The organism is Bradyrhizobium sp. JYMT SZCCT0428 (assembly GCF_018131075.1).
Lineage (GTDB): Bacteria > Pseudomonadota > Alphaproteobacteria > Rhizobiales > Xanthobacteraceae > Bradyrhizobium.
The window spans coordinates 26,174-52,212 of the sequence record NZ_JAFCLS010000030.1 but is presented as its reverse complement, the minus strand read 5'-3'; the positions used below and the strand labels follow the sequence as shown (position 1 = coordinate 52,212).

At 62.7% G+C, this 26,039-nt stretch carries 25 protein-coding genes; 10 read left to right on the top strand and 15 right to left on the bottom strand.

Features of this window, described 5'->3' with window-relative positions; all coding sequences use genetic code 11:
- Positions 1 to 2: 2 nt before the first annotated feature.
- Genes rnhA through ispH form a run of 3 tightly spaced genes read right to left on the bottom strand, consistent with a single transcriptional unit; the run spans position 3 to position 2,425 of the window.
- Entirely contained in the window at positions 3 to 467 is a 465-nt protein-coding gene (gene rnhA, locus JQ575_RS27510; RefSeq protein WP_212036308.1) for a ribonuclease HI, read from the bottom strand.
- Positions 455 to 1,435 carry a homoserine kinase gene (locus tag JQ575_RS27505; RefSeq protein WP_212036307.1) on the bottom strand — a complete coding sequence of 327 codons (981 nt, stop codon included), beginning with the start codon at positions 1,433 to 1,435 and terminating at the stop codon, positions 455 to 457. The genes rnhA and JQ575_RS27505 overlap by 13 nt, the downstream gene beginning before the upstream one ends.
- 12 nt (positions 1,436 to 1,447) lie before the next feature.
- Positions 1,448 to 2,425 carry a 4-hydroxy-3-methylbut-2-enyl diphosphate reductase gene (gene ispH, locus JQ575_RS27500; RefSeq protein ID WP_192735297.1) on the bottom strand — a complete coding sequence of 326 codons (978 nt, stop codon included), beginning with the start codon at positions 2,423 to 2,425 and terminating at the stop codon, positions 1,448 to 1,450.
- A gap of 220 nt (positions 2,426 to 2,645) precedes the next feature.
- On the opposite strand from ispH, the gene JQ575_RS27495 reads away from it, so the two are divergent.
- Complete coding sequence (locus JQ575_RS27495) at positions 2,646 to 3,344, top strand: DUF1013 domain-containing protein (protein ID WP_192735298.1); 699 nt, start codon at positions 2,646 to 2,648, stop codon at positions 3,342 to 3,344.
- A gap of 97 nt (positions 3,345 to 3,441) precedes the next feature.
- Here the strand turns inward: JQ575_RS27495 and JQ575_RS27490 are convergent, their stop codons facing one another.
- The 6 genes from JQ575_RS27490 to JQ575_RS27465 form a co-directional block, all read right to left on the bottom strand.
- Positions 3,442 to 5,940 (bottom strand): ATP-binding protein, encoded by a 2,499-nt coding sequence (locus JQ575_RS27490; RefSeq protein WP_212036306.1) that lies wholly within the window; start codon positions 5,938 to 5,940, stop codon positions 3,442 to 3,444.
- A 195-nt stretch (positions 5,941 to 6,135) separates the two neighbouring features.
- Positions 6,136 to 6,396 carry a SemiSWEET transporter gene (locus tag JQ575_RS27485; protein WP_212036305.1) on the bottom strand — a complete coding sequence of 87 codons (261 nt, stop codon included), beginning with the start codon at positions 6,394 to 6,396 and terminating at the stop codon, positions 6,136 to 6,138.
- Between the two features lie 81 nt (positions 6,397 to 6,477).
- Positions 6,478 to 6,684, bottom strand: a complete 207-nt coding sequence (locus JQ575_RS27480; protein WP_212036304.1) for a DUF6494 family protein — start codon at positions 6,682 to 6,684, stop codon at positions 6,478 to 6,480.
- A 13-nt stretch (positions 6,685 to 6,697) separates the two neighbouring features.
- A complete protein-coding gene (locus JQ575_RS27475; protein ID WP_212036302.1) occupies positions 6,698 to 6,967 on the bottom strand; it encodes a hypothetical protein in 270 nt (89 codons plus the stop codon).
- A gap of 122 nt (positions 6,968 to 7,089) precedes the next feature.
- A complete protein-coding gene (locus JQ575_RS27470) occupies positions 7,090 to 9,000 on the bottom strand; it encodes a propionyl-CoA synthetase (protein WP_212036300.1) in 1,911 nt (636 codons plus the stop codon).
- 217 nt (positions 9,001 to 9,217) lie between these two features.
- Positions 9,218 to 9,985: a hypothetical protein gene (locus JQ575_RS27465; RefSeq protein WP_212036298.1), complete on the bottom strand. Its 768-nt coding sequence runs from the start codon at positions 9,983 to 9,985 to the stop codon at positions 9,218 to 9,220.
- Between the two features lie 210 nt (positions 9,986 to 10,195).
- On the opposite strand from JQ575_RS27465, the gene JQ575_RS27460 reads away from it, so the two are divergent.
- On the top strand, positions 10,196 to 10,966 hold the full coding sequence (locus tag JQ575_RS27460) for a hypothetical protein (protein ID WP_212036297.1): 771 nt from the start codon (positions 10,196 to 10,198) through the stop codon (positions 10,964 to 10,966).
- Positions 10,967 to 10,990: 24 nt separating this feature from the next.
- Here the strand turns inward: JQ575_RS27460 and JQ575_RS27455 are convergent, their stop codons facing one another.
- Positions 10,991 to 11,794 (bottom strand): SDR family NAD(P)-dependent oxidoreductase, encoded by an 804-nt coding sequence (locus tag JQ575_RS27455; protein ID WP_212036295.1) that lies wholly within the window; start codon positions 11,792 to 11,794, stop codon positions 10,991 to 10,993.
- A 219-nt stretch (positions 11,795 to 12,013) separates the two neighbouring features.
- On the opposite strand from JQ575_RS27455, the gene JQ575_RS27450 reads away from it, so the two are divergent.
- The 4 genes from JQ575_RS27450 (at position 12,014) to JQ575_RS27435 (ending at position 17,870) form a co-directional block, all read left to right on the top strand.
- Positions 12,014 to 14,053 (top strand): TRAP transporter fused permease subunit, encoded by a 2,040-nt coding sequence (locus JQ575_RS27450; RefSeq protein ID WP_212036293.1) that lies wholly within the window; start codon positions 12,014 to 12,016, stop codon positions 14,051 to 14,053.
- A 43-nt stretch (positions 14,054 to 14,096) separates the two neighbouring features.
- Positions 14,097 to 15,071 carry a TAXI family TRAP transporter solute-binding subunit gene (locus JQ575_RS27445; RefSeq protein WP_212036292.1) on the top strand — a complete coding sequence of 325 codons (975 nt, stop codon included), beginning with the start codon at positions 14,097 to 14,099 and terminating at the stop codon, positions 15,069 to 15,071.
- A gap of 215 nt (positions 15,072 to 15,286) precedes the next feature.
- Positions 15,287 to 16,294, top strand: a complete 1,008-nt coding sequence (locus JQ575_RS27440; RefSeq protein ID WP_212036290.1) for a tripartite tricarboxylate transporter substrate binding protein — start codon at positions 15,287 to 15,289, stop codon at positions 16,292 to 16,294.
- Between the two features lie 358 nt (positions 16,295 to 16,652).
- The gene (locus JQ575_RS27435) at positions 16,653 to 17,870 is read left to right on the top strand and encodes an EAL domain-containing protein (RefSeq protein ID WP_212036288.1); all 1,218 of its coding nucleotides are present in this window, start codon (positions 16,653 to 16,655) and stop codon (positions 17,868 to 17,870) included.
- A 43-nt stretch (positions 17,871 to 17,913) separates the two neighbouring features.
- On the opposite strand, the gene JQ575_RS27430 is transcribed toward JQ575_RS27435, so the two are convergent.
- Complete coding sequence (locus JQ575_RS27430; protein ID WP_212036285.1) at positions 17,914 to 18,576, bottom strand: GNAT family N-acetyltransferase; 663 nt, start codon at positions 18,574 to 18,576, stop codon at positions 17,914 to 17,916.
- 12 nt (positions 18,577 to 18,588) lie between these two features.
- On the bottom strand, positions 18,589 to 19,068 hold the full coding sequence (locus tag JQ575_RS27425) for a hypothetical protein (protein ID WP_212036283.1): 480 nt from the start codon (positions 19,066 to 19,068) through the stop codon (positions 18,589 to 18,591).
- A gap of 201 nt (positions 19,069 to 19,269) precedes the next feature.
- On the opposite strand from JQ575_RS27425, the gene JQ575_RS27420 reads away from it, so the two are divergent.
- On the top strand, positions 19,270 to 19,575 hold the full coding sequence (locus JQ575_RS27420) for a hypothetical protein (protein ID WP_212036282.1): 306 nt from the start codon (positions 19,270 to 19,272) through the stop codon (positions 19,573 to 19,575).
- Between the two features lie 163 nt (positions 19,576 to 19,738).
- Here JQ575_RS27420 and JQ575_RS27415 read toward each other — a convergent pair whose 3' ends face one another.
- From JQ575_RS27415 to JQ575_RS27405, 3 genes are all read right to left on the bottom strand, one after another.
- A complete protein-coding gene (locus JQ575_RS27415; protein ID WP_212036280.1) occupies positions 19,739 to 20,923 on the bottom strand; it encodes a hypothetical protein in 1,185 nt (394 codons plus the stop codon).
- Positions 20,924 to 21,097: 174 nt separating this feature from the next.
- Positions 21,098 to 22,069, bottom strand: coding sequence for a tripartite tricarboxylate transporter substrate binding protein (locus tag JQ575_RS27410; protein WP_212036279.1), 972 nt, complete (start codon positions 22,067 to 22,069; stop codon positions 21,098 to 21,100).
- A 136-nt stretch (positions 22,070 to 22,205) separates the two neighbouring features.
- A complete protein-coding gene (locus JQ575_RS27405) occupies positions 22,206 to 22,835 on the bottom strand; it encodes a CoA pyrophosphatase (protein WP_212036277.1) in 630 nt (209 codons plus the stop codon).
- A gap of 79 nt (positions 22,836 to 22,914) precedes the next feature.
- Between JQ575_RS27405 and JQ575_RS27400 the strand changes: the two genes are divergently transcribed.
- From JQ575_RS27400 to JQ575_RS27390, 3 genes are all read left to right on the top strand, one after another.
- Positions 22,915 to 23,343: a PaaI family thioesterase gene (locus JQ575_RS27400; RefSeq protein ID WP_212036275.1), complete on the top strand. Its 429-nt coding sequence runs from the start codon at positions 22,915 to 22,917 to the stop codon at positions 23,341 to 23,343.
- Positions 23,344 to 23,533: 190 nt separating this feature from the next.
- Entirely contained in the window at positions 23,534 to 24,547 is a 1,014-nt protein-coding gene (locus tag JQ575_RS27395; protein WP_212036274.1) for an aldo/keto reductase, read from the top strand.
- A 212-nt stretch (positions 24,548 to 24,759) separates the two neighbouring features.
- Positions 24,760 to 25,893 (top strand): TRAP transporter substrate-binding protein, encoded by a 1,134-nt coding sequence (locus JQ575_RS27390; protein ID WP_212036272.1) that lies wholly within the window; start codon positions 24,760 to 24,762, stop codon positions 25,891 to 25,893.
- Positions 25,894 to 26,039 lie beyond the last annotated feature (146 nt).

The window sequence follows — 26,039 nt, the reverse complement described above, 5'->3', positions numbered from 1 at the left end:
ACCTACGCCTTCAACCTTGCCATCGCGACGCCGTCGCGGGCCAGCTGATCGGCGCGTTCGTTCTCGTCGTGACCGGCGTGGCCCTTGATCCAGTGCCAGCGCACCTCATGCGCCTTCAGCGCCGCGTCGAGGCGCTGCCACAGGTCGACGTTCTTGACCGGCTTCTTGTCGGACGTGCGCCAGCCGTTGCGCTTCCAGCCATGGATCCATTCGGTGATCCCCTTGCGGACATATTGGCTGTCGGTGGTGAGGTCGACGACGCAGGCTTTCTTCAGCGCTTCCAGCGCCGAGATCGCCGCCATCAATTCCATGCGGTTGTTGGTGGTGTGCGCTTCGCCGCCCTTCAATTCCTTTTCGGTGTCGCCGAATTTCAGGATCGCGCCCCAGCCGCCGGGCCCGGGATTGCCCGAGCAGGCGCCGTCGGTGAATACCGTGACATGCGGCCTGGAATCGCTCACGCCGCGCATCCCGCCTGCATCAGGCCGTAATCGCGCGCGGACTGGACGCTCTGGTGGAAGCGCAGCTTGCGGACATATTCGACCGGGTCTTTCGGCTTCACCAGCGCGCCCGGCGGCACGTCGAGGAAATCGACCAGGCGCGTCAGCAAAAAGCGCAGCGCGGCGCCGCGCGCCAGCAATGGCAGCGCGTCCTGCTCGGCATCGGACAATTTCCGTTCGCGGCCATAGGCGCCGAGCAGCGCGCGCGCCTTGGTGACGTTGAAGGAATGGTCCGGCTCGAAGCACCACGCGTTGAGGCAGATCGCGACGTCATAGGCCAGGATGTCGTTGCAGGAAAACGGGAAGTCGATCAGCCCGGACAGCTTGTCGCCGAGGAAGAAGACGTTGTCGTTGAAGAGATCGCCATGGATGACGCCGAGCGGCAGATCCTTTGGCCAGTTCGCCTCGAGGTGATCGAGTTCGCAGGCGATGAAATCGCGCAAACCCGGCTGCACGCTGTCGGCACGCGGCGCCGACAGCTCGAACAGCGGCCGCCATCCCTCGACCGACAGCGGATTTTTCCGGACAAGAGGAAAGTCGCCGCCCGCCAGATGCATTTTGGCGAGCGCCTCGCCGACGCCGCTGCAATGCGCGGCGTTGGGCCGCCGCGGCCACATACCTTCGAGGAAATTGATGATCGCAGCGGGCCGCCCGACGAGATGGCTGTAGACTTCGCCCTGGCGGTTTTTCGCCGGCTGCGGGCAATGCACGCCGCGCTCGGCCAGATGCGCCATCAGCGACAGGAAGTAAGGCAGATCGTCCACCGCCACGCGCTTTTCATACAGCGTGAGGATGTAGGCGCCCTTGCTGGTGTGCATCAGGAAGTTGGAATTCTCGACGCCTTCGGCGATGCCCTTGTAGGAGAGCAATTCGCCGATATCGTAACTCTTGAGGAACTCCGCGAGGTCTTCGGCGGCAACGTCCGTGTAAACCGCCATGGCACACGCGCCCTAAGCTGCGTCGGGCCGCAGCGAACGCGGCAGCGGGAAGAATTCGTTTTCTTCCGCGGCCGAGACCGTCTCCACATGCAGCGTATAGCGCTCCGCGAACGCGCCCATGATCTCCTCGACGATCACTTCCGGCGCGGAGGCGCCCGCCGTGATGCCGAGGCTCTTGATGCCTTCGAACCGCGACCAGTCGAGATCGCTGGCGCGCTGCGCCAGCACCGAGACCGGGCAGCCCTCGCGCTCGGCGACTTCGCGCAGGCGCTGCGAGTTCGACGAGTTCGGCGCGCCGACCACGATCAGGGCGTCGACCACCGGCGCCACCTTCTTCACCGCAAGCTGGCGGTTGGTGGTGGCGTAGCAGATATCTTCCTTGTGCGGGCCGGAGATATTCGGGAAACGCTCCTTCAGCATCGCGACGATCTCGGCGGTGTCGTCGATCGACAGCGTCGTCTGGGTCACGAAGGCGAGGTTGTCCGGATTCTTCGGCGTGAACGTCTTGGCGTCTTCGTTGGTCTCGATCAGCGTCACCGCGCCCGGCGGCAACTGGCCGAGCGTGCCGACCACTTCCGGATGATGGGAATGCCCGATCAGCAGGATTTCACGGCCGCGCTTGAAGTGGATCGCGGCCTCGCGGTGCACCTTGGTGACCAGCGGGCAGGTCGCGTCCAGCGAGAAGAAATTGCGCGCCCGGGCGTCCGCCGGAACCGACTTCGGCACGCCATGGGCGGAGAACACCACCGGTGCGTTGGTATTGTCCGGAATTTCGGCCAGTTCCTCGACGAAGATCGCGCCCTTGGTCTTCAGGCTGTCCACGACATAGCGGTTGTGCACGATCTCGTGGCGGACATAGACGGGGGCGCCGTAGATCGCGAGCGCCCGCTCGACGGTGTCGATGGCCCGTACCACGCCCGCACAGAAGCCGCGGGGGGAACAAAGCACGATTTTCAGGTCTGGTTTGGCTGATGCCGATAAAGAGGTCATGGGGGCCATCTCGGGGACCGAATCACCCCTCGCCGGCGGGCGGGGAACGGCCAGTTCGTATAAGGACTTGGGGCTGCTTTTGGGCGCTGTCAAGGCACTTTAGCAGGCCATTGCGCCAATGGGGCCTCAAGGGGTATATAGGCCCGGAATTCCCGTCATCCCCGATGACCGCAGACTTCGCCTCCAAAAAGAGGTGGGCGAGGCACAAAGGAGATTTGCCATGAGCAATGCACCGCTGATGCCAAAGGCGACTGCCGTGTGGCTGGTTGATAATACCGCGCTGACCTTCGACCAGGTGGCCGATTTCACTAAAATGCACCCCCTGGAGGTCCGCGCCATCGCCGACGGCGACGCGGCGCAGGGCATCAAGGGCATGGACCCGATTTCGACCGGCCAATTGAGCCGCGACGAGATCGAAAGGGGCGAAAAGGACCCGAATTACCGCCTCAAGCTCGGCGAGAGCAAGGTTACCCTGCCCCCGGCGGCCAAGAAAAAGGGCCCGCGCTACACCCCGGTGTCGCGCCGCCATGAGCGGCCGAGCGCGATCCTCTGGCTGGTGCGCAACCATCCCGAGCTGAAGGACGCCCAGATCATGCGCCTGGTCGGCACCACCAAGACCACCATTGCCTCAGTCCGCGACCGCACCCACTGGAACGCCTCGACCTTGACCCCGATGGACCCGGTGACATTGGGCCTGTGCTCGCAGATCGAGCTCGATTTCGAGGTGCAGCGCGCCGCCAAGGAAAAGCCGGTCCCCGCCGCCTACGGCGGCGCCACCCTGCTGCCGGCCTCCGAGACCACCAAGAAGGAGCCGGAATTCGAGCCGACCGAAAAGCAGCGCGACGACCTCAACGTCGACGCCGTGTTCGCCAAGCTGAAGACGATCGGCGGCAAGAAGCAGGACGACGACGAGGAGTAGTTTTTCGTACTCCGGTTACGGGATTTCAAACGCGGCGGGGCAACCTGCCGCGTTTTTGTTTGGCGGCGAGCTGAAAACAAGCGCAACGCGCCGATATCTAGCTCTCCATTCCAACTTGATCGCCGGCCGGATTGGTCGGTAACCCACGCGCTGAATCCCGGTAACGTTCAGCGATGTGCTGCAACAGTTCGTCCGCGCGGAATGGTTTGATCAGAACGGAAATGCCGAATGCAGCGATCGATTGAACGATGTCCGAGCGGATGTCGCCCGTCATCACGATGGCCGGGACGTTGGTGCCGAGCGCCCCGCGCAGGGCGTTGACCGTGTCGACGCCGTTCGCCGATCCGCGAAGATTGTAATCGCAGATCAGCAAATCGGGACGGATGACGTGTCGGGTGACCTGATCCAGTGCGTCAGTCGCTGTTGCGACCATGATCGCCTTGATGCCCTTCAATTTCAGCAGGCGGCTTAGCGAGGTCCGGACGCTCTCCTCGTCCTCGACGACAAGAATGAGGTCAGGGAAGCCGTTCGTCTCGGGTGCCGGCGGCTCGGCTCGTTCCGCATCCGCATCATTTGGATCGCCACGCGGAACCTCGATTGAAAAAACGGTACCCTTGCCGGGGGTGGAGCGCACGTCGATCCTGTGGTCCAGCACCTCACCGATACGTCTGACGATGGCGAGGCCCAGCCCAAGGCCGCCGCGCTGCGCGCCTTGCTCACCCTGATAGTACTCCTGGAAAATCTGTGGCATCTGGTCCTGCGACATGCCGATGCCGCTATCCCAGACTTCGATCCGGATCCGGTCACCGGCGCGGCGGCAGCCGAGCAGGACTGTCCCCCGATCCGTATATCGCACCGCATTCGACAGCAGGTTACGCAACATTGCCTCGAGCATTGTCTTGTCGGTATGGACCCGGAGTTCCGAACGCACCAAGCGCCACCGCAACCGCTTCTCGGTAACCGAACCGAGAAAATCGGACGCGAGAGAGTCAAAGACTTCGTTGATTGCGAAGTCGCTCTTCGACGGACGGAGATTGCCGGCCTCCAGGCGATTAACATCGAGAAGGCTCGAGAGGATGCTCGACATGGTGTCGAGCGATCGGCTCATTCCGTCGACGATATGGCGCCCTTCTCCATTCGACAGATGCGGCTCGAGCGCGTCGTGCAGGAATCTCAGTGTTTGCAGCGGCTGTCGCAGGTCATGGCTGGCGGCAGACAGGAAACTGGATTTGGCCTGATTGGCCATTGCCGCCGATTTCCAGGCGCGGGAAATCTCCTCTTCAAACCGCTTCCGCTCCGTGACGTCGGTCGTCAGCCCATTGATGCGTATTGGCTTTCCCGCAACGTCAAAGTGGGTAACGGCAACTCGCTCCAGCCACACCTCTCCATGTCCATCCGGCCGCAGGAAGCGAAACGTCATCGAATGCGAGCGCTCGCTGAGACCCGCGGCGTTCAAGCGAGCCGCCACCATTGCACGATCGTCTGGATGAATTTGTCTCATCATATTCGCCGCGCTTAGCGACGGTTCCGAACCGAGACCGAGGATTTCCGTCGCATTCTGGCTCAACTGGATCATTCCAGTCCGAACTTCCCAGTCAAACGTCATTACTCTGCCAGCACGAAGCGCCTCTTCCAACCGTCGCTCCCTTTCGAGAATCGCGAGTTCGTGCATCCGCCGCTCGCTGAACAGCGCCGCCAGAACCAGCGCGCCGAACGACGTGGCCAGAATGGTCGCCTGCGCAGACAGGATACGTTCTCCAAGCGGTAAACGCGCATCGCCGAAAACACCGATGGCAAATACGGTGGTACATACAATCGTGATTGCGCACATGAAGGTCGCGACTGCCGTAAAGGCAGGTTGCAGGCGGGCAGCGATCCACACATACAGCGGACAGAACGCCGCGACTGCCAGCTCGAGTGTCCACGGATCCTTTGGCAGAACAACCAACAGCAAACATAGCGTGGCTACGATCGCGAGCGCGAAGGCACCCTCGACAATGTCGCGCCGCGGCGCAGGTTTGCGCAGCAGTGATGCGAACCCGATTATCATCGGCGCGACCGTAATGGTGCCCAGCGTTTCAGTGACGAACCAGTGCCGCCATATCGTCGTGGCCGATGAAGCCGAGGGGTGAAAGAACACAAATCCGAGCGTGCCGACGATACCGGTCAAGAAGGAAGTGGCTATCGTGGCGCCGAACAGTCCAAAGACGTGGCGCAACTCGTTGAGCTCGAATGGCGTGCCATAGAACCGCTGGATGAGTCCCGCGACGATGACCGGCCCACCAGCATTGGCCACAACAAATAGAGCCGTGCTGGCGAGATTGCGATCGCCGAGCAGATTGGCTGCAATCGTGGCCGAGGCCGCGCCGATGACGACCGGCCATCGCATGGTCGGACCGAAAGCCACCAGGAAGCCGGTCGCGATGCCCGCGGCCGGCCAGAACACCGCGATCCCATCGATCTTGTCGACCAACGACAGGCTAAGGCGCGCGGCAAGAAAAAACAGGATCGCGACGGTGATCGCAGCGGCCCATGGCCGCCACACCGTAAACGACCGGGCTGCAGGCGCACTGGTTTTGGCAACCTCCAGGCTCATCGGACAAACCCACCGGGGATGTGCAATTCAGCTCAAATGCAAACCGGCGTCAGGGATTTCTGCCGGCAAATTAGCGCCGCCAGACAGTATTTATTGCCATAATTGGCCTGACAAGAGCCATTCGTGCCATTCGGGCGCGCGACGGAGCGTCCGGCCGCTTCGATTGCGGCGCGTCAGCAAAAGGCCGGTCTCGACCTACCCGTATTTCAGCTTCATCACGAGGATTCCGCCGGCCAGCACGATCGTGATGGCATTGGCAACGATCAGCGGTCCATCGCCGGAGAATAGGCCATAGAGTAGCCAGAGCAGGATGCCGAGCACCATGACGAGAAACATTCCAAGCGAAATGTCTTCCGTCGAGCGGGTTCGCCAGACCTTTACGAATTGCGGGGCGTAAGCCAGCGTCGTGCACGTCGCGGCGGCAAAGCCCAGCAGCTTGATGGCAAGTTGTTCCATGAGCTTCTTATAGCATCGATTCGACGCACGAGATGGGCGCGAAGCCACCCTCTCCCACACGGGAGAGGAAAAGAGTCGCACTCAGCCCAGTTCGATCTCGTCGTTAATCTCGTGCGTGAGGCTGATGCCGCCAATAGTCAGAACCATCTTGGCCGGCAGCTTTTCGTTGCCCTTGAGACTTCCGTTGGCGAGGGCGTCGCGGACGGCTTTTTCGATTTCACGCTGCGAGGTGATGCCGACCTTCTTGAGAAAGCCGCGCAGGCTGGTGTTGAAGACGTCTTCGTTCATGATGACCTCCTGATCACGGCCGGACTGGATTGTTCAGCATTTGCTCGGCGAGGTTTCGCTGGGCACGGTCGGTGCGGGCGTTGGCATTGCCGCGCTGCACGTCGCGGTTCTTGCGGCAGATGACGTAGTCGTTCGACCCCGGCGCCACGTTGTTGGCGCGGCAGAACGCATCGTCGTCGGCGCTGGTGTCGACCATGGTCGGCTGGCCCTTCTCCAGGCAGCCCGCCAGCAGCGGGGCGGCGAGCAGGAGGGCGATGAGAAGTCGAGCAGGGTTATGTCGCATGACTGATCCATGGGTCCGGTTTCGTCATTGCCGGGCTTGACCCGGCAATCCATCGAAATCAAGGCATTTTCGGAGATTGATGGATGCCCGGGTCAAGCCCGGGCATGACGGAGAACTGTCATTCACACCCTGCCCTTCAGCGCGTCGCCGATTTCGTCGAGCACCTTGGGGTCCTCGATGGTCGCCGGCATGGTCCAGGCATCACCGTCGGCGATTTTCTTGATGGTGCCGCGGAGGATCTTTCCGGAGCGCGTTTTGGGCAGGCGACCAACCGTGATCGCGAGCTTGAAAGCGGCAACCGGGCCGAGCTTGTCGCGCACCAGCGCCACCACGTCCTTTTCGACATCGGCATGGCTGCGCGTAACGCCGGCCTTCAGCACCAGGAAACCGCAGGGCACCTCGCCCTTGATCGCATCCTTGATGCCGAGCACCGCGCATTCGGCGACGTCGGGATGCGAGGCCAAAATTTCCTCCATGCCGCCGGTGGAAAGCCGGTGGCCGGCGACGTTGATGATGTCGTCGGTGCGGCCCATCACGAACACGTAGCCGTCTTCATCCTTGTAGCCGGCGTCGGAGGTTTTGTAATAGCCCGGAAATTCGGTGAGATAGGCTTCCTTGAAACGCGCCTCCTGCTCCCACAGCGTCGGCAGGCAGGCCGGCGGCATCGGCAATTTGATGACGATCGAGCCCATGGTGCCCGCGGGCACCGGTCTTGCCGCCTCATCGACCACATCGACCTGATAGCCCGGCATCGGCACCGTCGGCGAACCGTGCTTGACCGTCAGCATGCCGAGCCCCACCGGATTGCCGGCGATGCACCAGCCGGTTTCGGTCTGCCACCAGTGATCGATGACAGGCACCTTCAACTGCTGCTCGGCCCATTCCACCGTCGGCGGATCGGCGCGTTCGCCGGCGAGGAACAGCGTGCGAAATTTCGAAAGATCATACTTGCGGATGAATTTTCCGTCCGGGTCTTCCTTCTTGATGGCGCGGAACGCGGTCGGCGCCGTGAAGAAGGCGACCGCCTGATGCTCGGAGATCACCCGCCAGAACGCACCGGCGTCGGGCGTGCCGACCGGCTTGCCCTCATACATGATCGAGGTCGCGCCATGGATCAGCGGTCCGTAAATGATGTAGCTGTGGCCGACCACCCAGCCGATGTCAGAGCCGCACCACCAGACCTCGCCGGGCTTGACGCCGTAGAGGTTGAACATCGACCATTTCAGCGCGACCAGATGCCCGCCATTGTCACGCACCACGCCCTTCGGAATCCCCGTAGTGCCCGAGGTATAGAGGATGTACAGCGGATCGGTTGCCTTGACCGGTACGCAGGGCGCGGCTTTGCCGGCATCGAGCGCGGCGTTGCGCAATTGCGCCCAGTCATGGTCGCGGCCTCTAGAGAGCTCGCAGGCCTGTTGCGGCCGCTGCAGGATGAGGCAGGTTTGCGGCTTGACGCTCGACAGCCGGATCGCCTCGTCGAGCAGCGGCTTGTATTGCACGATGCGGCCAGGCTCGATGCCGCAGCTCGCCGAGAAGATCAGTTTTGGTTTCGCATCTTCAATCCGGCTCGCGAGCTCCTTGGCCGCAAAGCCTCCGAACACCACCGAATGAACCGCGCCGATCCGCGCGCAGGCCAGCATCGCGAACACGGCTTCCGCCACCATCGGCATATAGAGGATGACGCGGTCACCCTTGGTGACGCCGAAATCCTGCATGACGGCCGCGAGCGTCTGCACCTCTTTCAGCATCTGCGCATAGGTGAAGCTGGAAACGGTGTTGGTCAGTGGCGAGTCGTGGATCAACGCCACCTGATCGGCGCGCCCGCCTGCGACATGGCGGTCGAGCGCGTTGTAGCAGGTGTTGACCACGCCATCCGTGAACCAGCGGCCGTAGGGTCCCATCGTGGGATCGAAGATTTTCTTCGGGGCCTCGATCCAGTCGATTTCGCACGCCGCCTCGGCCCAAAAACCTTCGGGATCCCTCAGCGAGCGGGCGTGGATTTCGTGGTACCGGCTTTTGTCGTGGACGTTCATGGCGCGCTCCCGGTCTGTCGCCTCCTCCTTCGTCATGGCCGGGCTTGTCCCGGGCATCCACGTTCTTTGCTCACCATTGGAGAAGCGAGACGTGGATGGCCGGGACAAGCCCGGCCATGACGGCGGGGCGACAATCATATTTGCCACGCATTGTCACGGGAAGCGGCGCGAGATCAAGCCGGAACAGCTTGGCGATCGGCTAAAGCCCGACCACCGTTCAGCGCGACTCGATCGCCAGCAATTGGTCGAGCCGCTCTTTCATGGCCCTGCGCAAATCGTAACCCGGCTGGCCGAAGGCGGCGCTGCGGCGGGCGACGAAATCATCCTGCTCACGCTGCAGGGCACGTGCGCGCGAGCTGTCGGCGCTCGCATCGCGGACCACCTTGGTGTTCACGGCACTGATCTCGCGGTCAAACTTGGCAAGGTCCGGACTGGCGCAGATCGCCTTCTCCACCGGCTGCTTCGTGGTGGCGCAGTTGAAGCTCGGCTTGTTGTATACCGCCATCAGCGCGCCGAGACGCTCGAGCTCCTGCGCCAGCGATTTGTAATTGCCGCGCGCGGTGGGATGCTTCGGGTTGAGTTTGATCGCCATGCCAAAGTCCTGCAAGGCCTTCGGCCGGTCGCCCTTCTTGCGCCAGAGTTCGCCGCGCGCGTTGAAGATATCCGCCAGCGCCGGATCGAGCCGCAGCACGCCGTCATAATCGGCAATGGCGCGGTCGATCAGATCCTTGCGATCGTTGGCGCCGCCGCGCGCGATCAATGCCTTAATGCGGTCGAGCCTCGCGGTCTTTTCGTTGCCGATCAACGCGCCGCAAACGCTGATGGTCTTGTCGTCATCATTGGCCGCCGCCGCCGCAATGCAAGGCGCGGGATCGACTTGCGGATCCTTGGCTGGCTCGGCGCCGGTTGCGAAGGCGGCTTGCGCGAACGCCGTCCACAGCAGGGAAGCGACGACAATATTGCGGATGATAGGACAACCTCGCATCAACAGACCCGAAAAAACGCTCTCGACGACGAACAATCCTAGCAAGCGAGGTGCGCTTCCGACAGCGGCCCACGCGAATTTCGTTAGCCGTTCGAAACCCGATTTTGGCTGAAACATGACGTCCGGGAAGCCGCGCTTTTTGCCTGCAAGTGTCCATATCGATTGAAGAATTTTCGTTGAACCTTTCCCCTTCCTGGTCGACTCAAAACCATGGCCATCCTCACCGACACCACTCCGCCGCGCGCGACCGCGTATTCCCAAACCGGTTATTTTTATTTTTACATGGCGCTGGCCTGCACGGCCGTCGCGTTTCTCGGCTTTGCCCCGACCTATTGGCTGCCGATGATGTCGCGATCGCTGTCAGCCTCGCCCGTCGTCCATTTTCACGGCCTGCTGTTCTTCGCCTGGTCGCTCTACTTTGTGCTCCAGACCTGGCTCGCCGCATCGGGAAATGTCACCCGGCACCGCGCGATCGGGATGATCGGCGTGTCGCTGGCGACGGCGATGACGATCTTCGGCTTCCTGGTTGCGGTCAACGCGATGAAGCGATCGGCGGCCGCCGGACTGACCAGTGAAGGCATCGCGTTTGCGATCGTCCCGCTCAGCGGCATTCTTTTCTTTGCGGTGGTGTTCGCGCTGGGAATCGCGAACATCCGCCGGGGCGAAATCCACAAGCGGCTGATGCTGCTGGCCGGCATTTCGCTGCTGGATGCGGCTGTGGCGCGCTGGTTTCTCACATTCCTGGCGCCTCCCGGGCCGCTCGGCCCGCCGCCGGTGCCCGTCACCATCCCGCCGGCCTTCGTCGCCTATCTGCTGCTCGTGGTTGCCATCGTGCACGACTGGCGCACGCGCGGCCGCCCGCATCCGGTCTATATCTATGGCGGCGCCGCGCTGATCGCCGTCAAGCTGCTGAACTGGCCGATCAGCATGACGCCGACGTGGCACTCCTTTGCCGGCGGCATATTGGCGATGGCGCAATAGCGGAAGCCCGAACCCGCGCTGCGCTTATGCCGACCTCGCCGTCATCCCGCCATCGACCACGAGTTCGAGCCCGGTGACGTAGCGGGATTCGTCGGAGGCGAGAAACAGCGCCGCATTGGCGACATCCCAGGCGTCGCCCATGTGCCCCATCGGCACCTGGGCGTCGCGCGCCCGCCACATCGCCTCGACATCACCCTTGGCATAACTCGCCGCAAGACCGGCGGAGTGCTCGACCATCGGCGTTTTCATCAGGCCCGGCAGAATGCAATTCACCCGGACATGATCGGCTGCGAACTGCACCGCCGTGGTGCGCGTCATCTGGTTCATCGCCGCCTTCGACGCCCCATAGGAGACGTAGGAAATCCCGACATGGCGGATCGAGGCGATCGATGAAATATTGATGATCGAGCCGCCGCCCCGCTTCTGCATCACCGGAATAACGTGCTTCATGGCGAGGAAGGCGCTCTTGAGATTGACTGCGAACACGCGATCCCATTCGGATTCCGTCGTCTCGACCACGCTGCCCATCTCGGCAATGCCGACATTGTTGTCGAGCACATCGATACGGCCATAGGCCTTCAGGCACGCCGCCACCATCGCCTCGACATCGGCGGCGCGGGAGACGTCGGCGGTGAAGGCCGCCGCCTTGCCGCCCTCGCCCGTGATGATCTTCACGGTCTCTTCGGCTGCCGCCGCGTTGCGATCGACGCAGAACACCTGCGCACCCTCGCGCGCAAAGGTCACCGCGGTCGCCTTGCCGTTGCCCCAGCCGGGACCGATCGAACCCGCGCCGACCACCATCGCCGTCTTGCCCTTGAGCCGTTCCATCGACTTCTCTCCCCTTGATTTGGACGGGAAGTTGAACGGGCATGTGCCCGCGGTCAACCCATCCGGCGCGTGGCGGCCGATGCAACCCTCGCATGGATGTAACCATCCCAAAGTCTCTCGATTTAAGCCCTTGCCACGCCTGCCCAAACCGGCATGAATGCGCCGCCATTGAAGGCCCGGCGATCCAGCCGGGAAGTGAAAGAGCGCTCCGGGGGAAGCATGGCCGCACAGGGTCAACCACCAGGCAATTCGTTGCCCAATGACGACGTCGTCGCCGTTTCCGACGAAGCGTTGCATAAGGCTGAATTGTTCATCGAAGCCGAGGAAGGCGCGGCCAACCGCCTGATGGGATGGGCGGGACGGATCTCGACCACCATTGCGGTGGTGATGAGCCTGTTCCACCTCTATGCGGCCTACGCAATCGTTCCGACCCAGGAACTGCGCTACACCCACGTCGCCTTCACGCTGGTGCTGAGCTTCCTGCTGTTTCCGCTGGCGACGCGGTTTCGCAACCGGGTGCGCTGGTGGGACGTGGTGCCCGGCATCTTTGCGGTCGCGACCATCGTCTATGCGCTGTGGGGCGGCGAGGATTTTACCGACCGCGCCACCTCGCCCGACCGCTGGGACGTGATCGTCGGCGTCGTCTTCATCGTGCTCGTGCTGGAGGCGACGCGGCGCACCACCGGCCTGATCATGCCCGTCGTGGCAATATTGTTCATCGCCTATGCGATGCTCGGCCCTCATTTGCCGGCGCCATGGACCCATCGCGGCTACGATCTGCCCCGGCTGGTCGGTCATCTCTTCATCACCCTGGAAGGTATTTTCGGCGTCGCGGTCGACGTCTCGGCGACCCTTATCATCCTGTTCACGATCTATGGCGCGTTCCTGGCGCAATCCGGTGCCGGCAAGTTCTTCATCGATTTCTCGCTGGCACTGATGGGCGGCAAGGCGAACAGCGCCGGCAGAACCGTGGTGCTGTCCTCGTTCCTGCTCGGCGGCCCCTCCGGATCCGGCGTCGCCACGACAGTGATGATCGGCACCGTGGCCTCCCCGATGCTGGCCAAGGCCGGCTTTGAGAAAAACGCCGCCGGCGGTCTGCTGGCGGCCGGCGGCCTCGGCGCCATCCTGTCGCCGCCGGTGCTCGGCGCCGCGGCCTTCCTGATCGCCGAGTTTCTCAAGATCAGCTATCTCGACGTGATCTGGATGGCGACGATTCCGACCTGTCTCTATTATATGTCGCTGCTGTTCATGGTCGAACTGGACGCGAAAAAATTCGGCGCCAAGGAAGTCAACTTCACGCCGGAGATGTCGCTCGGACAGATGACCCGGCGTTACGGCTTTCATTTCATCTCGCTGCTTGCTGTGGTCGTCTTCATGGTGATCGGCTACTCGCCGTCGCTGTCGGTGTTTTACGCCATCGTCGTGACCTTCGCGCTGAGCTTCCTGCGCAAGGAAACCGCGCTGGTGCCGAGCAAACTGGTCAAGGCGCTGGCGGAAGGCTCGACCGGCGCGCTGAACGCGGCGACCACCTGCGCCTGCGCCGGCATCGTGGTCGGCATCGTGACGCTGACCGGTCTCGGCCTCAAATTCTCGGCGATCGTGATCAGCTATGCCGGCGGCAGTCTGCTGCTGACCGCGATCTACACCTCGCTGATCGTGTGGATCATCGGTCTCGCGGTGCCGGTGACCGCCTCCTACATCATCTGCGCGGTGATCGCCGCGCCGGCGCTGATCAAACTCGGCGTGCCCGATTACGCCGCGCACATGTTCATCTTCTATTACGCCGTGCTGTCGGAAGTATCGCCGCCGACCGCGCTGTCGCCGTTCGCAGCGGCTGCCATCACCGGCGGCGATCCCTACAAGACCACGCTGCAGTCCTGGAAATACACCTTGCCGGCGTTCCTGGTGCCGTTCGTGTTCGTGCTCGACCCGCAGGGCGTCGGATTGCTGCTCGCGATCCCCAAGGGCGGATCATGGCTCGACATCCTCGAAATCACGATCAAGACCACCCTGGGTCTGCTGGCGCTGGCCTCGGTTGCCCAGAACTGGGCGCTGCGACAAAATACGCGGGTCGAGGGCGGCCTGCTTCTGCTATCCGGATTGCTGCTGGTATTTCCGAGTTTGATCGAGGCGATCGTCGAATGGATGATCGGCCGCGATATCAGCTACACCTACGTGCCCGGGCTGATCATCGGCTTCGGCGTGTTGCTGTGGCAGTCGAGAACGCGGGCGCCGAAACGACCGGCGCTTACAACTTAAGTCCAAGAAGAACGTCAAGAATAGGGTCAAGGGAGTAATTGAGATGAAAATAATGAAAAAGACCGTGGCCGTGCTGGCTGTGACTGTTGCGGCCGGACTCGCCTTCGCGGGCATCGTCCACGCCCAGCAGAAGACGATGTCGATCGGTACCGGCGGAACCGGCGGCGTTTACTATCCGCTTGGCGGTGCCGTCGCCAACGTGCTGTCAAAGAGCCTTCCCAACGTGCAGGCCACGGCCGAGGTCACCGGCGGCTCGATCGACAATCTCAAGCTGATCGGCACCGGGCAGAGCGAGATGGGCTTCACCATGGCCGACGCCGCACTCGACGCGCTGCAGGGCCAGGACAAGTTCAAGAGCGGCAAGCTGCCGCTGCAGGCGCTACTCGTGGTCTATCCGAACCGCATGCACGTGGTGACCGTCGAAGGCACCGGCATCAACACCATGGCGGACCTGAAAGGCAAGCGCGTCTCGACCGGATCGCCCGGCGGCGCCACCGAAGTCATGGCGTTCCGCGTCATCGAGGCGGCCGGCCTCGACAAGGACAAGGACATGAAGCGCGAGCGGCTCGGCGTCGCGGAATCCGTCAACGCCATCAAGGACCGCAAGATCGACGCGTTCTTCTGGGTCGGCGGCATTCCGACCGCGGCCGTGACCGATCTGGCGGCCACGCCCGGCTTGAAGATGAAGCTGGTCGACCACGGCGATCTCGCCGAGAAGATGAATGCCAAGTACGGCAAGCTCTACACGACAAGCAAGATCAAGGCGGGCTCCTATCCCGGCTACGACAAGGACAATTCCATCGCCGAAGTCTGGAACCTGATCGTGACCGGCGACAAGATGAGCAACGACGACGCCTACACCATCGTCAAGACGCTGGTGGAGAAGAAGGCCGACATCGTTGCCGTGCACAAGGAAGCCGAGAGCTTCTCGCTCGACAACCAGGTGCAGGACCGCTCGCCGATCCCGTTCCATCCCGGTGCGCTGAAGTATTTCAAGGAAAAAGGCATCGGCGGCTAACGCCGGCTGCCATCATTCGATCGATTGAAGTTGACCGCGGTCTGCCAAGGACCGCGGTCATTTCTTTTGAGCTTGCTGTTTCGCGCTGCAGTCGCTGCATGTCGACCTGATCGGGTTCTGTGCCATGATGCCGGAGACCCCGGGCATGACGCCGACGGGGGTGGTGGTCGCGCCGATTAACCAATACGGTCCGCCGAAATTCTGGAGGGACCGCCATGGCTTCGAAGATTATCCATCCGTACCGCCTCAACCGCCGCGCTGTGCTGACCGGCGCCGCTGCCTTTGGCGGTATGTCGCTGTTGCCGCGCCGGGCGGGCGCCGATCAATGGCCGACACGGCCGGTGAAACTGGTCGTGCCCTTCGCGGCCGGCGGCACTACCGACATTTTGGCGCGCGTGGTCGCGGCAAAAATTTCCGAGGAATTCGGCCAGCAATTCTTCGTCGAAAACAAGACCGGCGCCGGCGGCAACATCGCGGCTGAATTCGTCGCGAAGGCCGAGCCCGACGGATACACCTTCGTGGTGGGAACGCCGGGCACGCACGCCATCAACCAGTTCGTGTTCAAGAACATGAACTACGACCAGGCCAGGGATATCGCTCCGGTCATCATCATCGCGCGGGTACCCAATCTTTGTTCGGTCACCAATTCGCTGCCGGTGAAATCGGTCGCGGAGCTGATCGCGTATGCCAAATCGAAGCCCGGCGAATTGTTCTACGGCACGCCTGGGCTCGGCAGCACCGCGCATGTCTCGACCGAATTGTTCAAGTCGATGACCGGCGTCGAGATGACCCATGTGCCGTACAAGGGCAGCGCACCGGCGCTGACCGACCTGATCGCCGGCCGCGTGCAACTGACGATCGACAATTTGCCGGCCTCGCAGCCGTTCGCCGAATCCAACTCGATCCGCCCACTGGCGGTCTCCTCTGCCAGACGCTGGCCGGGGCTGCCGGATCTGCCGACGATCGCGGAAGCCGGCGTACCCGGTTACGAGGCGGCATCCTGGTTCACCATCGGTGCGCCGGCCAAGACGTCAAAGGAGATCATCGACAGGCTCAACGCCAGCGTCGACAAATTCCTCAAGACCGAGGACGGCATCGCGCGGCTGCGCAAGCTCGGCGCCGAGCCCGCCGGCGGGTCGCCCGCAGACATGCAGGCTTACGTGCTGGCGGAAACCGAGAAGTGGGGCAAGGTGGCCAAGTTCGCCGGCATCAAGCCGGAGTGACGATCGCGTTCAGGTGATGCCGCGCGTCGAAGCGATTCTTGTGTTCGGTACGAACATAAACTGTGGTCGCGCCGACAAGCGACCACAGGCGTTAACGCGCGTCCAGCAATGAAACAGCGCACAAATGCACGCATCCGTTCATAGCGCATGCCCACGACAGCAACGAGCACGGATCGGTCTCCGTCGGGCTCACGAGTTGCCATGTTACAGCCAGATGACTTGCCGTTTTCGTTACAATTCTAGTTTCATTGGCGGCTTTAACCTTACCCGCGCATTCATCACTGCGTCCCTAAAACTCCATGATTAGCGCCGCCGCGCGGATGTACGACTAGCGTCGATATCTGTGCAGGGGGACGGAATGAATCTGATCAATGCTAATGCGCATGCGCGCACCGGTGGCTTCGGGCTGCGAAGGGTGATGCCCCGCGCCTGCGTGGCCGATGCCAAGAAACACCTGCGATTGTTCCTCTCTGACGCGCTCGAGGAACTCGGCTTCATCACCAGCGCATGCGCTTGTGCAAGCGAGTTGGCGGGAGTGCTTGACGCACAACAGCCCGACCTCGTCGTGCTCGGCGTGTCCGTCAACGGGACCGAGGTCGGCGAAATTCTCGAAGTTCTGGTCCGGAAAAATTTCGGCGGCAAGGTGCTCATCATCGGCCCACCGGACTCGATTATGGTAAAGGCGGTTCGGCAAATTGCCGAGGAATACGATATCGCGATGCTGCCCTCGCTGCCGACGCCCTTCAGCGCCGGAACGTTGCGGGCCAGCGTCGCTTCGCTGCTGCCCACCGAACCGGCGCCGAGCCCGGCGGTGGACGTGGCCGAGGCGCTGAAGGCCGGGTGGCTCGAATTGTGGTATCAGCAAAAGATCAATGCGCGCACGCTGGTTCCGAGCGGCGCGGAGGCGCTGGTGCGGATGCGACATCCTGCCTGGGGGGTCGTTCCACCGGCCTATTTCATTCCGGACGACAAGGATCCGCATTATCGCGCGCTGTCCGAGTTCGTGATCGGCCGCGCGATCGAGGATTGGCATTACCTTCTGGAGCAGCATGGTCCAGTTGATCTCTCGATCAACCTGCCGGTTTCGTTTTTAAGGGGCCGCGAAACGGTGCGCGACCTGTGTCTCGGAATGCCCGACCATCCCGCGTTCGGCGGTTTGATCATCGAGATCGACAGCGCCGAGGTGACGGACAATCTGGATCTCGTGATCGACGTCGCCAGGCAGGTGCGCCTGCATAATATCGCGATTGCCGTCGACAATGTCGGCCCGGAATGGCCCGCGCTCATGGGGCTCCGGAACTTTCCATTCGTCGAGCTGAAAGTCGATCATCAGTTTGTCACCGGCTGTGCGGATGACCGCTTGAAGCAGACCGTATGCCGCCACATCGTCGAGCTGGCGCAGGACCATGGTGCGCGCGCCATCGCCCAGGGGGTCGAAACCCGCACCGATTTTCTCGCTGCGCATGACATGGGTTTCGATCTGGTCCAAGGCTATCTGTTCAGCAAGCCGCTCGGGGTCAAGAAATTTGCCCGCTCGCCCCCCGTGCTGCCATCCCCCGCCGCGCAAAAGCCGTGAGGGATCGTTCGGTCCGACTCACCCGAACTTCATCAAAACTGGCTCACGGATGAACCAGCCGCGTGCGCGCGCGGCCATGTTCATCGAAATTCTCGTCCGCGAGCCACGCGGCAATGGCGGCGCGGCGCGACGGCCACTCAGCGGCGATGATCGAGTGCCACGCCACGTCGCAGCGACGCCCTTTGCTGAGGGCCGAGCCACGCCATGTCCCCTCCGGCGTAAAACCGTAGCGCGCGGCCGCGTTCAGCGATGCCTGGTTTGCCGCGTTGCAGCGCCAGACCAGCCGCTGGTACTGCAATTCCTCCATCGCATATTGCATCAGGAGAAAGATCGCTTCGGTCGCGGCCCGGGTTCGCTGCAGCCGCGGCGAAAACCAGATCGCCCCGATTTCGATCGCCCCCTCGGCCGGATAGATATCGCACAGCGATAGCCAGCCTTCAGCCACGCCGCTGCTGTTCGGCCGAACCACCCAGAACGGCTGATCCGCCCGCCCGGCGAATTCGGTGACCAGCGCCAGCAAGTCGCACTGCTGCGCGAACGGCCCGTAACGCAAATAGGCAAATGACGCGTCGGCGCCCTGCGCGGCGCGCCAAAGCTCGTCCGCGTGTCGGGCGGCAAGCGGTTCGAGCGACACCGAGCGTCCCTCAAACCGGATTCGTTCAGGAAACGGCCAGGGCGGCGGCGGCGCGGAGGGGGCGGCTGTCACGCCCGCCGCCCATCAATCGAACTTCATGTCGAGACATTTCGAGATGTCGGAGCCGAGGCCGGACGAGATGATGATGCAGCCGCGCACCTTGCGTGCATTGTTGTCGCTGGCCCACACCGCATAGCCGCCGGGTCCGAAGAACGAGTTGGTGTTCGGCGGTTCGGTCTCGGTAGCGTCGAACGAATAGTTCGAATCGGTCTCGAAGATGCGGGGCTTCTTGGCGCAGTTGCCGTCGGCCTGCACGTTGATGACTTCCTTGTTGTCACGCGTCAGCGCCAGCGTGACCTGGCATCGATAATATTCCGAGGTCTTGATATTGAAGACATACGCGTACGATCTGCAGGTCGCGGTGTTGAGCTTGCCGGGGCTCAGGCCGCGGCTGCAGGCAATCCGCTGGTTGTTGCTGAGCTTGAATTCGTCGGCCTGGACAGCGGAAGCCAGCGTCATGAAAGACAGCGCAACACCGAAACCAATCTTCATGACGAGGTTCATCCGAATCATCCCTATAACGTTTCTGGCAATAGCGCGGTTGTAACCGGAAACCGGAACATAGTCGCGAAGTCGAAGGCGGGAAATCACAAAGTCGCAGAGAAGGCGTGATGCGGCAAAGGTACCATTGACGGAATAATGACGTTCGTGATTTGTTCAAACGAATGGGGCAGAAGCCAATTTTGGCCGCCGGGAGGGACAACGATGACGGGAATTTCAGCCAAGACCTTTTTGATCGTGGCCGCGCTCGGCGTGCTGACGTCATCCGCATTCGCACAGGCCGCCGCACCGACGCCCTGGGAGCTGAACTCCGGCACGGGCTATGCCTACGGCAAGGACGGCAAAACGCTTGCGTACAAGTTGGGCACCAGCAATGCCGGCACGCTGCTGAAGGGCGCCAAGAAGGTGCCGAAGGGCACGCTGTTCTTCGTCGGCGAGAACGGCCAGCTTTACATGCGCACCGGCCCCTATCTCGAAGACGACGGCAAGTTCAAGTTCGGCGCGAATTGAGGAGCGCGCTTAACCACCGCTGTCGTCCCGGCCTTGAGCCGGGCCCCCATACTCCGCAGCGGTCATTGTAACGGAAGGTCTCTAACGCCAGCGCCCACACCGATGGGCCGCGGCGAATGGGTCCCGGCTCAAGGCCGGGACGACGATGCTTCAGCAGGGTTGCCTAAAACGCCGCCGCCAGTTCCTTGGCACCGGGCTTGCTGCTGTTAACGTCCATCCGCTCGTCGGTGATCGCCAGCAATTTTGCCACCGTGTTGTGGCGGATCGCGACCGGGTTGCGCTCGTAGCCGCCGCGCTGGAAGAAATTCGAGGTCGGCACCTGCTCGCGCATCGCCTGCGGCATCGTCACCATGTCGAGACCGGTGCTGTCGCCGGTCAGGTTCATCATCTCGAGTTCGGCGGCGCTGAGCGGTCTGGTATAGCCCTTGGCGCGCGCGAACAGCACCGAGGTCAGCAGCTTGTGGGTCTGCAGCAGCGGGCCGACGTCGATGTCCAGTACCAAGGCGTGGACTCCCCAGCCCTGCGGCGTGTTGGCGAGCTTCTCGTGCTCCGACCATTGCACCGGCACCGAGCGCGTGAACGCCACCATCCGCTTCAATACCGCCAGTTTGTGGTCCATCGCCTTGCGCGCCGGTCCTGACAGGCCGGTGGCCTTCTCCGTCAACGCCTTGACGATGTCATGCCCCTGTTCGGCGAGCAGCGAGACGGTGTTGGTGGTGAGCAACTGGTTGTAGCCAACCGCCGTCGAGATCGCGCGCGAGCCCGGGCGCGAGGAGCTCAATCCGGATTGCATGTCGTGATTGCCGTTGCCGCCGGTCTCGAACGAATAGACGCGCACGATCTGCTCGCGCGTCAGCCCGGACGCCAATGCGACGTGGCCATAGGCGCGCTTGAACTCGACCTCGCTGGCGGGCCGCTGCGGCGTAAACTGGAAATGCGACGCGGCGGCTTGCAGGAAATCGGAGACCACCGGAAGCGGCTTGCGCTCGGGCCTGTCTTGCGGTTCCGGATCCACCGGCCGCTTCGGCCCGTCGTACAGTGGCGGTTGCGTCAGCACATAATCATCGAGCGTGATGGCCTGGCGCTCGCGCCGCTTGGCGTTGCGGCCGCGCCGCTTTTCGGCAATCGCGGTCCAGTAGGGTTCGGCTTCCTGCTCGAACGCGGCGCGCGCGGCCTGATATTCCTTCAGCTTGCGGCGATATTCCGCGATCGCCTGCGGCGAGGCCGCCTGCGCCATCGCATCCACCGTTGAGGCCGGCAGCGCGTCCATGGCCAAAGCCGGCGGCCCGCCCGCGGGAAGCGCGAGCGCGACAAGGCAGAAATAAAGGCGAATCAATTGCAGGCGCATGGCCCCGTTGTATCAATTGCCGGGCGCAAGTCAGTTAACAAAGTGCCTGCAGCCTTTTCCGTTCCGATTGAATCGGAACGGGGCTCTAGATTCTTGATTTGACGCGTTTTCTTGACGCGAACCGGTATCCACTTCGCTGGAAAACGCTCTAGAGACGGCGCGACGCCGTGCCGCTCACTCCTGCTCGACGCCGCTGGTCTTGATCAGTTGCGACCACTTCTTTTCGTCCTTGTCGATGAAATCGGCGTAATCCTCCGGCGTGCCCGGCGTGATCTCGGTGCCGTCATTGGCCAATTGCCTCTTGACCTCGTCGGAGCCAAGCGCGTCGCGCAGCACCTTGTTGAGCTTGTCGATGATGGGACGCGGCGTGCCGGCAGGCGCCGCGAGGCCGTAATACAGCGACGCATCGAAGCCGGCCAGGCCCGCTTCCGCCATCGTCGGCACGTCCGGCAACAGGCTGGAGCGGGTCGTGCTGGTCACCGCGAGGGCGCGCAGCTTGCCGGCCGAGACGTTGGGGTGCGAGGCCGGGATCGGCGCGAACGCCATCGGGATATGGCCGCCCAACAGATCGGTCAGCGCCGGACCGGTTCCCTTGTAGGGAATATGCACCAGCGTGATGCCGGCGGTGCGGGCGAAATATTCACCGGTGATGTGACTGACAGTGCCGGCGCCGGCCGAGCCGAAATTGACCTTGCCGGGGTTGGCCTTGGCGTGCGCGATCAGTTCGGCAACGGTCTTGGCCGGGAACGACGGATGCACCACCAGCGAATTCGGCGCATTGCCGATCAGGCCGATCGGCGCGAAATCCTTGCGCGGATCGTAGCCGGCGCTCTTGTAGAGCGAGGGCCCGATCGCCAGCGTGCCGGTATAGCCCAGCACCAGCGTGTAGCCATCGGGATCGCTCTTGGCGACGGCCTTGGTGCCGATCGTGCCGCCGGCGCCGGGACGATTGTCGACCACGACCTTCTCGCCGAGCAGTTCGCTCATCTTGTCAGCGATGCCACGGCCGACGATCGAGGTCGAGCCACCAGGTGCGAACGGAATCACCAGTGTGATCGCGCGCGTTGGATAGTTTTGAGCTTGCGCGCTGTTGAGGCTGGCGGCGAAACCGACGGCGATGATGACAGCTAAAGCGTTACTGCGCATTCAGCGCTCCCTTGGGATCATTGTTCTTGTTGGCCGCATGGTCGCTGAAACAGCCGACATCCGCAACCCGCGTTCCGGACAATCCTACCCATCGTCATTGCGAGCCAACGGGTCGCAATGACGGACTCGATGAGCCCTATTTCCAGGCGAACACCGGCTGTTCCAGCTCGGCCACGCGGGTGTTGCGACCCGCCAGCACTTCGCTGAATTGATAGATCAGTGCCGCCGTCGGCGCGTGGATGTGTTGGCCGGCGAGGCGAAAGCGGATCACGCGCCGCGTGCTTTCGGGAATTCTGGTGAAGCTGAACGCGTCTTGCTGCTCGATCTCATCAAGCGCGATGCGATGCACGGAAGCCACCTCCGCCGGGTTCGGCACCAGCGCGGCCTTCGTGCTCGCCCACACCACGACCGGCGTGATCAGATAGCCGGACCTCGTCGGATAGTCGTCGAGCAGGCCCAGCACATCGCCCTCGCCGAGCTCCAGGCCGAGCTCTTCATGAAGCTCGCGCAACGCCGACTGGACCTGCGTCTCGCCGGGATCGCAGCGTCCGCCCGGCAGCGCCCATTGCGCCGAATGGGAGCGCAGGCCCTCGGCACGCCGCGTCAGGAGAAATGCCGTTTCGGCACCATCCTCGCTTTCTGTGAGCGCGATGACGACGGCGGCCCGCTTCAGCGCAGGCTCCGGCTCATCCGCCGTCGCCCGCGAGAAAGCTGCAACGAGCTCTGCGATATTTCGCCGGGTGGCATCATCAAATGAACGGGCCATGACGCTTGACTACAATACTCCCGCGTTTGATGAAATGACTGTCGAGACATGACCGCCTGCAGGAAACGGAATGCATCAGATGACGACCAGGGCCGCCACGGAGAAACTCAAATCCGATGGCTGGAAAATCGTCGAAACGACCGGCTTCCTGCATCTGATCGGACCGCTGTGGCAGCGAATAGTCGACGGCGAGCTTGAGTTCGCGCTGATCACCGAGGACAAGCACCACAACCGCCGCGGACTGGTGCAGGGCGGCGTGCTGATGACGTTCGCCGACCGCACCTGCGGCATCACCGCACGACACGTGTCGGGCAAGCCGACGCTGGCGACCGTGCAGCTCGACACGCATTTCGTCGAATCCGGCAAGATCGGCGAGGTGCTGATCTCCAAACCGCACGTGGTGCGCGCCACCCGCAGCCTGATTTTCATCACCACCGAAGTCACCGTCGACAAGCGCTGTATCGCGATGGCATCGGGCGTGTTTAAGATATTGAAGAACGAGACGTAGCTTTCTGTCCTTTCTTAACCTCGCCCCGCTTGCGGAGAGAGGTCGGATCACATCGCAGATGTGATCCGGGTGAGGGGGCACAGGTCTCTCGGCAGTCTTTGCTTGGAGAGAGGCCCCTCACCCCAACCCTCTCCCCGCGAAGAGCGGGGCGAGGGAGTCGCTAGAGCCGTCGATGTAAGGAGCCCGCCCGATGCAATATCGCCAACTCGGCCGCAGCGGCCTGAAGATTTCGCCGATCTGCCTCGGCACCATGATGTTCGGCGGGCCGACCGACGAGGCGACGTCGTCGCGGATCGTGGCGAAGGCACGCGAGGCCGGGATCAATTTCATCGACAGCGCGGACGCCTATAATGGCGGCAAGTCCGAACAGGTGGTCGGCCGCGCCATTGCCAACGTCAGGCACAATTGGGTGCTCGCGACAAAACTCGCCAACCAGATCGGCGACGATCCCAATTGCGGCGGGCTGTCGCGGCGCTGGGTGCTGCAGGCGGCGGAAGAGAGTTTGAAGCGGCTCGGCACTGATTACATCGACATCTACTATCTGCATAAGGAGGACCATTCGACGCCGCTCGAAGAGACCGTGCGCGCGATGGGCGACCTGATGCGGCAGGGCAAGATTCGCTATTTCGGCGTTTCGAACTATCGCGCCTGGCGCGTCGCCGAAATCTGCAACATCTGCGACCGTAACGGCATCGACCGCCCGATCGTCAGCCAGCCCTACTACAACGCCATGAACCGGATGCCGGAGGTCGAGCACTTCCCGGCCTGCGGCTATTACGGCCTCGGCATCGTGCCCTATAGCCCCTTGGCGCGCGGCGTGCTGACCGGCAAGTACCTGCCTGATGCCGCGCCCGACAAGGACAGCCGCGCCGGCCGCAACGACAAGCGCATGATGCAGACCGAATGGCGGCCGGAATCCTTGCAGCTCGCACAGCAAATCAAGGAGCACGCCGAAGGGCGCGGCATCACCGCCGGGCAATTCGCGGTGTCATGGGTACTGAACTCGTCGTTCGTCTCGGCTGTGATCGCCGGTCCCCGTACCGAGCAGCAGTGGGACGATTATCTTAAAGCGCTCGACTATCGTTTCACGGCGGAGGACGAGGCGCTGATCGACCGGCTGGTCGTGAGTGGGCATCCATCGACACCGGGGTTCAACGATCCCGCCTATCCGATCGAGGGACGGCGCGCGCGCACGGCGACTTAAACGAAAGTCGCATACGCCATCGCCGCTTGAGAAATTTTATTCAGCGCCTTCGGAATAAATCCGGAAGCCGCCATCGACGTTGTTCACCATCTGCCGCGTCGAAGCGTCGCATCTTCCCGAACATTCTTGCCAAACACCTGCGCAAGCCTTTGTCTCCCTTCCAATAATAAGGGCGCATCCTTGGTTGGATCGCCGTCAAAACGGGAGAAACCATGACGACATCCAAAAAGGACACCACCAGCCGCCGCCGCTTCCTGAAAGTGGCCGCCGCGGGCGCTGCAGCAACGGTCGCGGCGCCCAGCGTCGTAAGCGCGCAAGGCGCGACCAGCATGCGCTTCCAGAGCACCTGGCCGGCCAAGGATATTTTCCACGAGTATGCGCTCGACTACGCCAAGAAGGTCAACGACATGACCGGCGGCGACCTCAAGATCGAGGTTCTGCCGGCCGGCGCCGTGGTGCCCGCCTTCGGCCTGCTCGAGGCGGTCTCGAAGGGGACGCTCGACGGTGGCCACGGCGTGCTCGCTTATCATTACGGCAAGCAGAACGCGCTGGCGCTGTGGGGCTCCGGTCCCGGCTATGCGATGGACGCCAACATGCTGCTGGCCTGGCACAAGTACGGCGGCGGCAAGGAGCTTCTGGCCAAGCTGTACAGCTCGATCGGCGCCAACGTCGTCTCGTTCCCGTATGGGCCGATGCCGACCCAGCCGCTCGGCTGGTTCAAGAAGCCGGTCACCAAGGCCGACGACCTGAAGGGTATCAAGTTCCGGACCGTCGGCATTTCGATCGACGTGTTCAGCGGCATGGGCGCTGCGGTCAACGCCTTGCCAGGCGGTGAAATCGTCGCCGCACTCGACCGCGGCCTGCTCGATGCCGCCGAATTCAACAACGCCACGTCGGACCGCGTCCTCGGCTTCCCCGACGTCTCCAAGATCTGCATGCTGCAGAGCTATCACCAGAATGCCGAGCAGTTCGAGATCATGTTCAACAAGGACAAGTACGACGCGCTGCCGGCGAAGATCCGCGCGATCCTCGACAACGCCGCCGAAGCGGCCGGACAGGACATGGCCTGGAAGGCGATCGACCGGTATTCGAAAGACTACGCCGAGATGCAGACCAAGGATAACGTCAAGTTCTACAAGACCCCCGACTCGGTGCTGCAGGCGCAGCTCGATATCTACGATCAGGTCGTCGAGAAAAAGTCGGCGGAGAATCCGCTGTTCAAGGAGATCGTCGCGTCCCAGCTGGCGTTCGCCAAGCGCGCGACGCAGTGGGAGCAGGACACGGTGGTGAGCCGCCGCATGGCGTACAACCACTACTTCGGACCCAACGCCAAGAAGCGGACCTGAGGCAACAGAATCGACCCACAGACCCCGTCCGGGATGGCAATCCCGGGCGGGGTCTTGTATCGTCGGCTGGCATCGCCTGTGCATTCACGACGTGAACGCGGCCGGACGCGGCGCCGGATCTTAAATCGGCCATTACGCCCGACCTC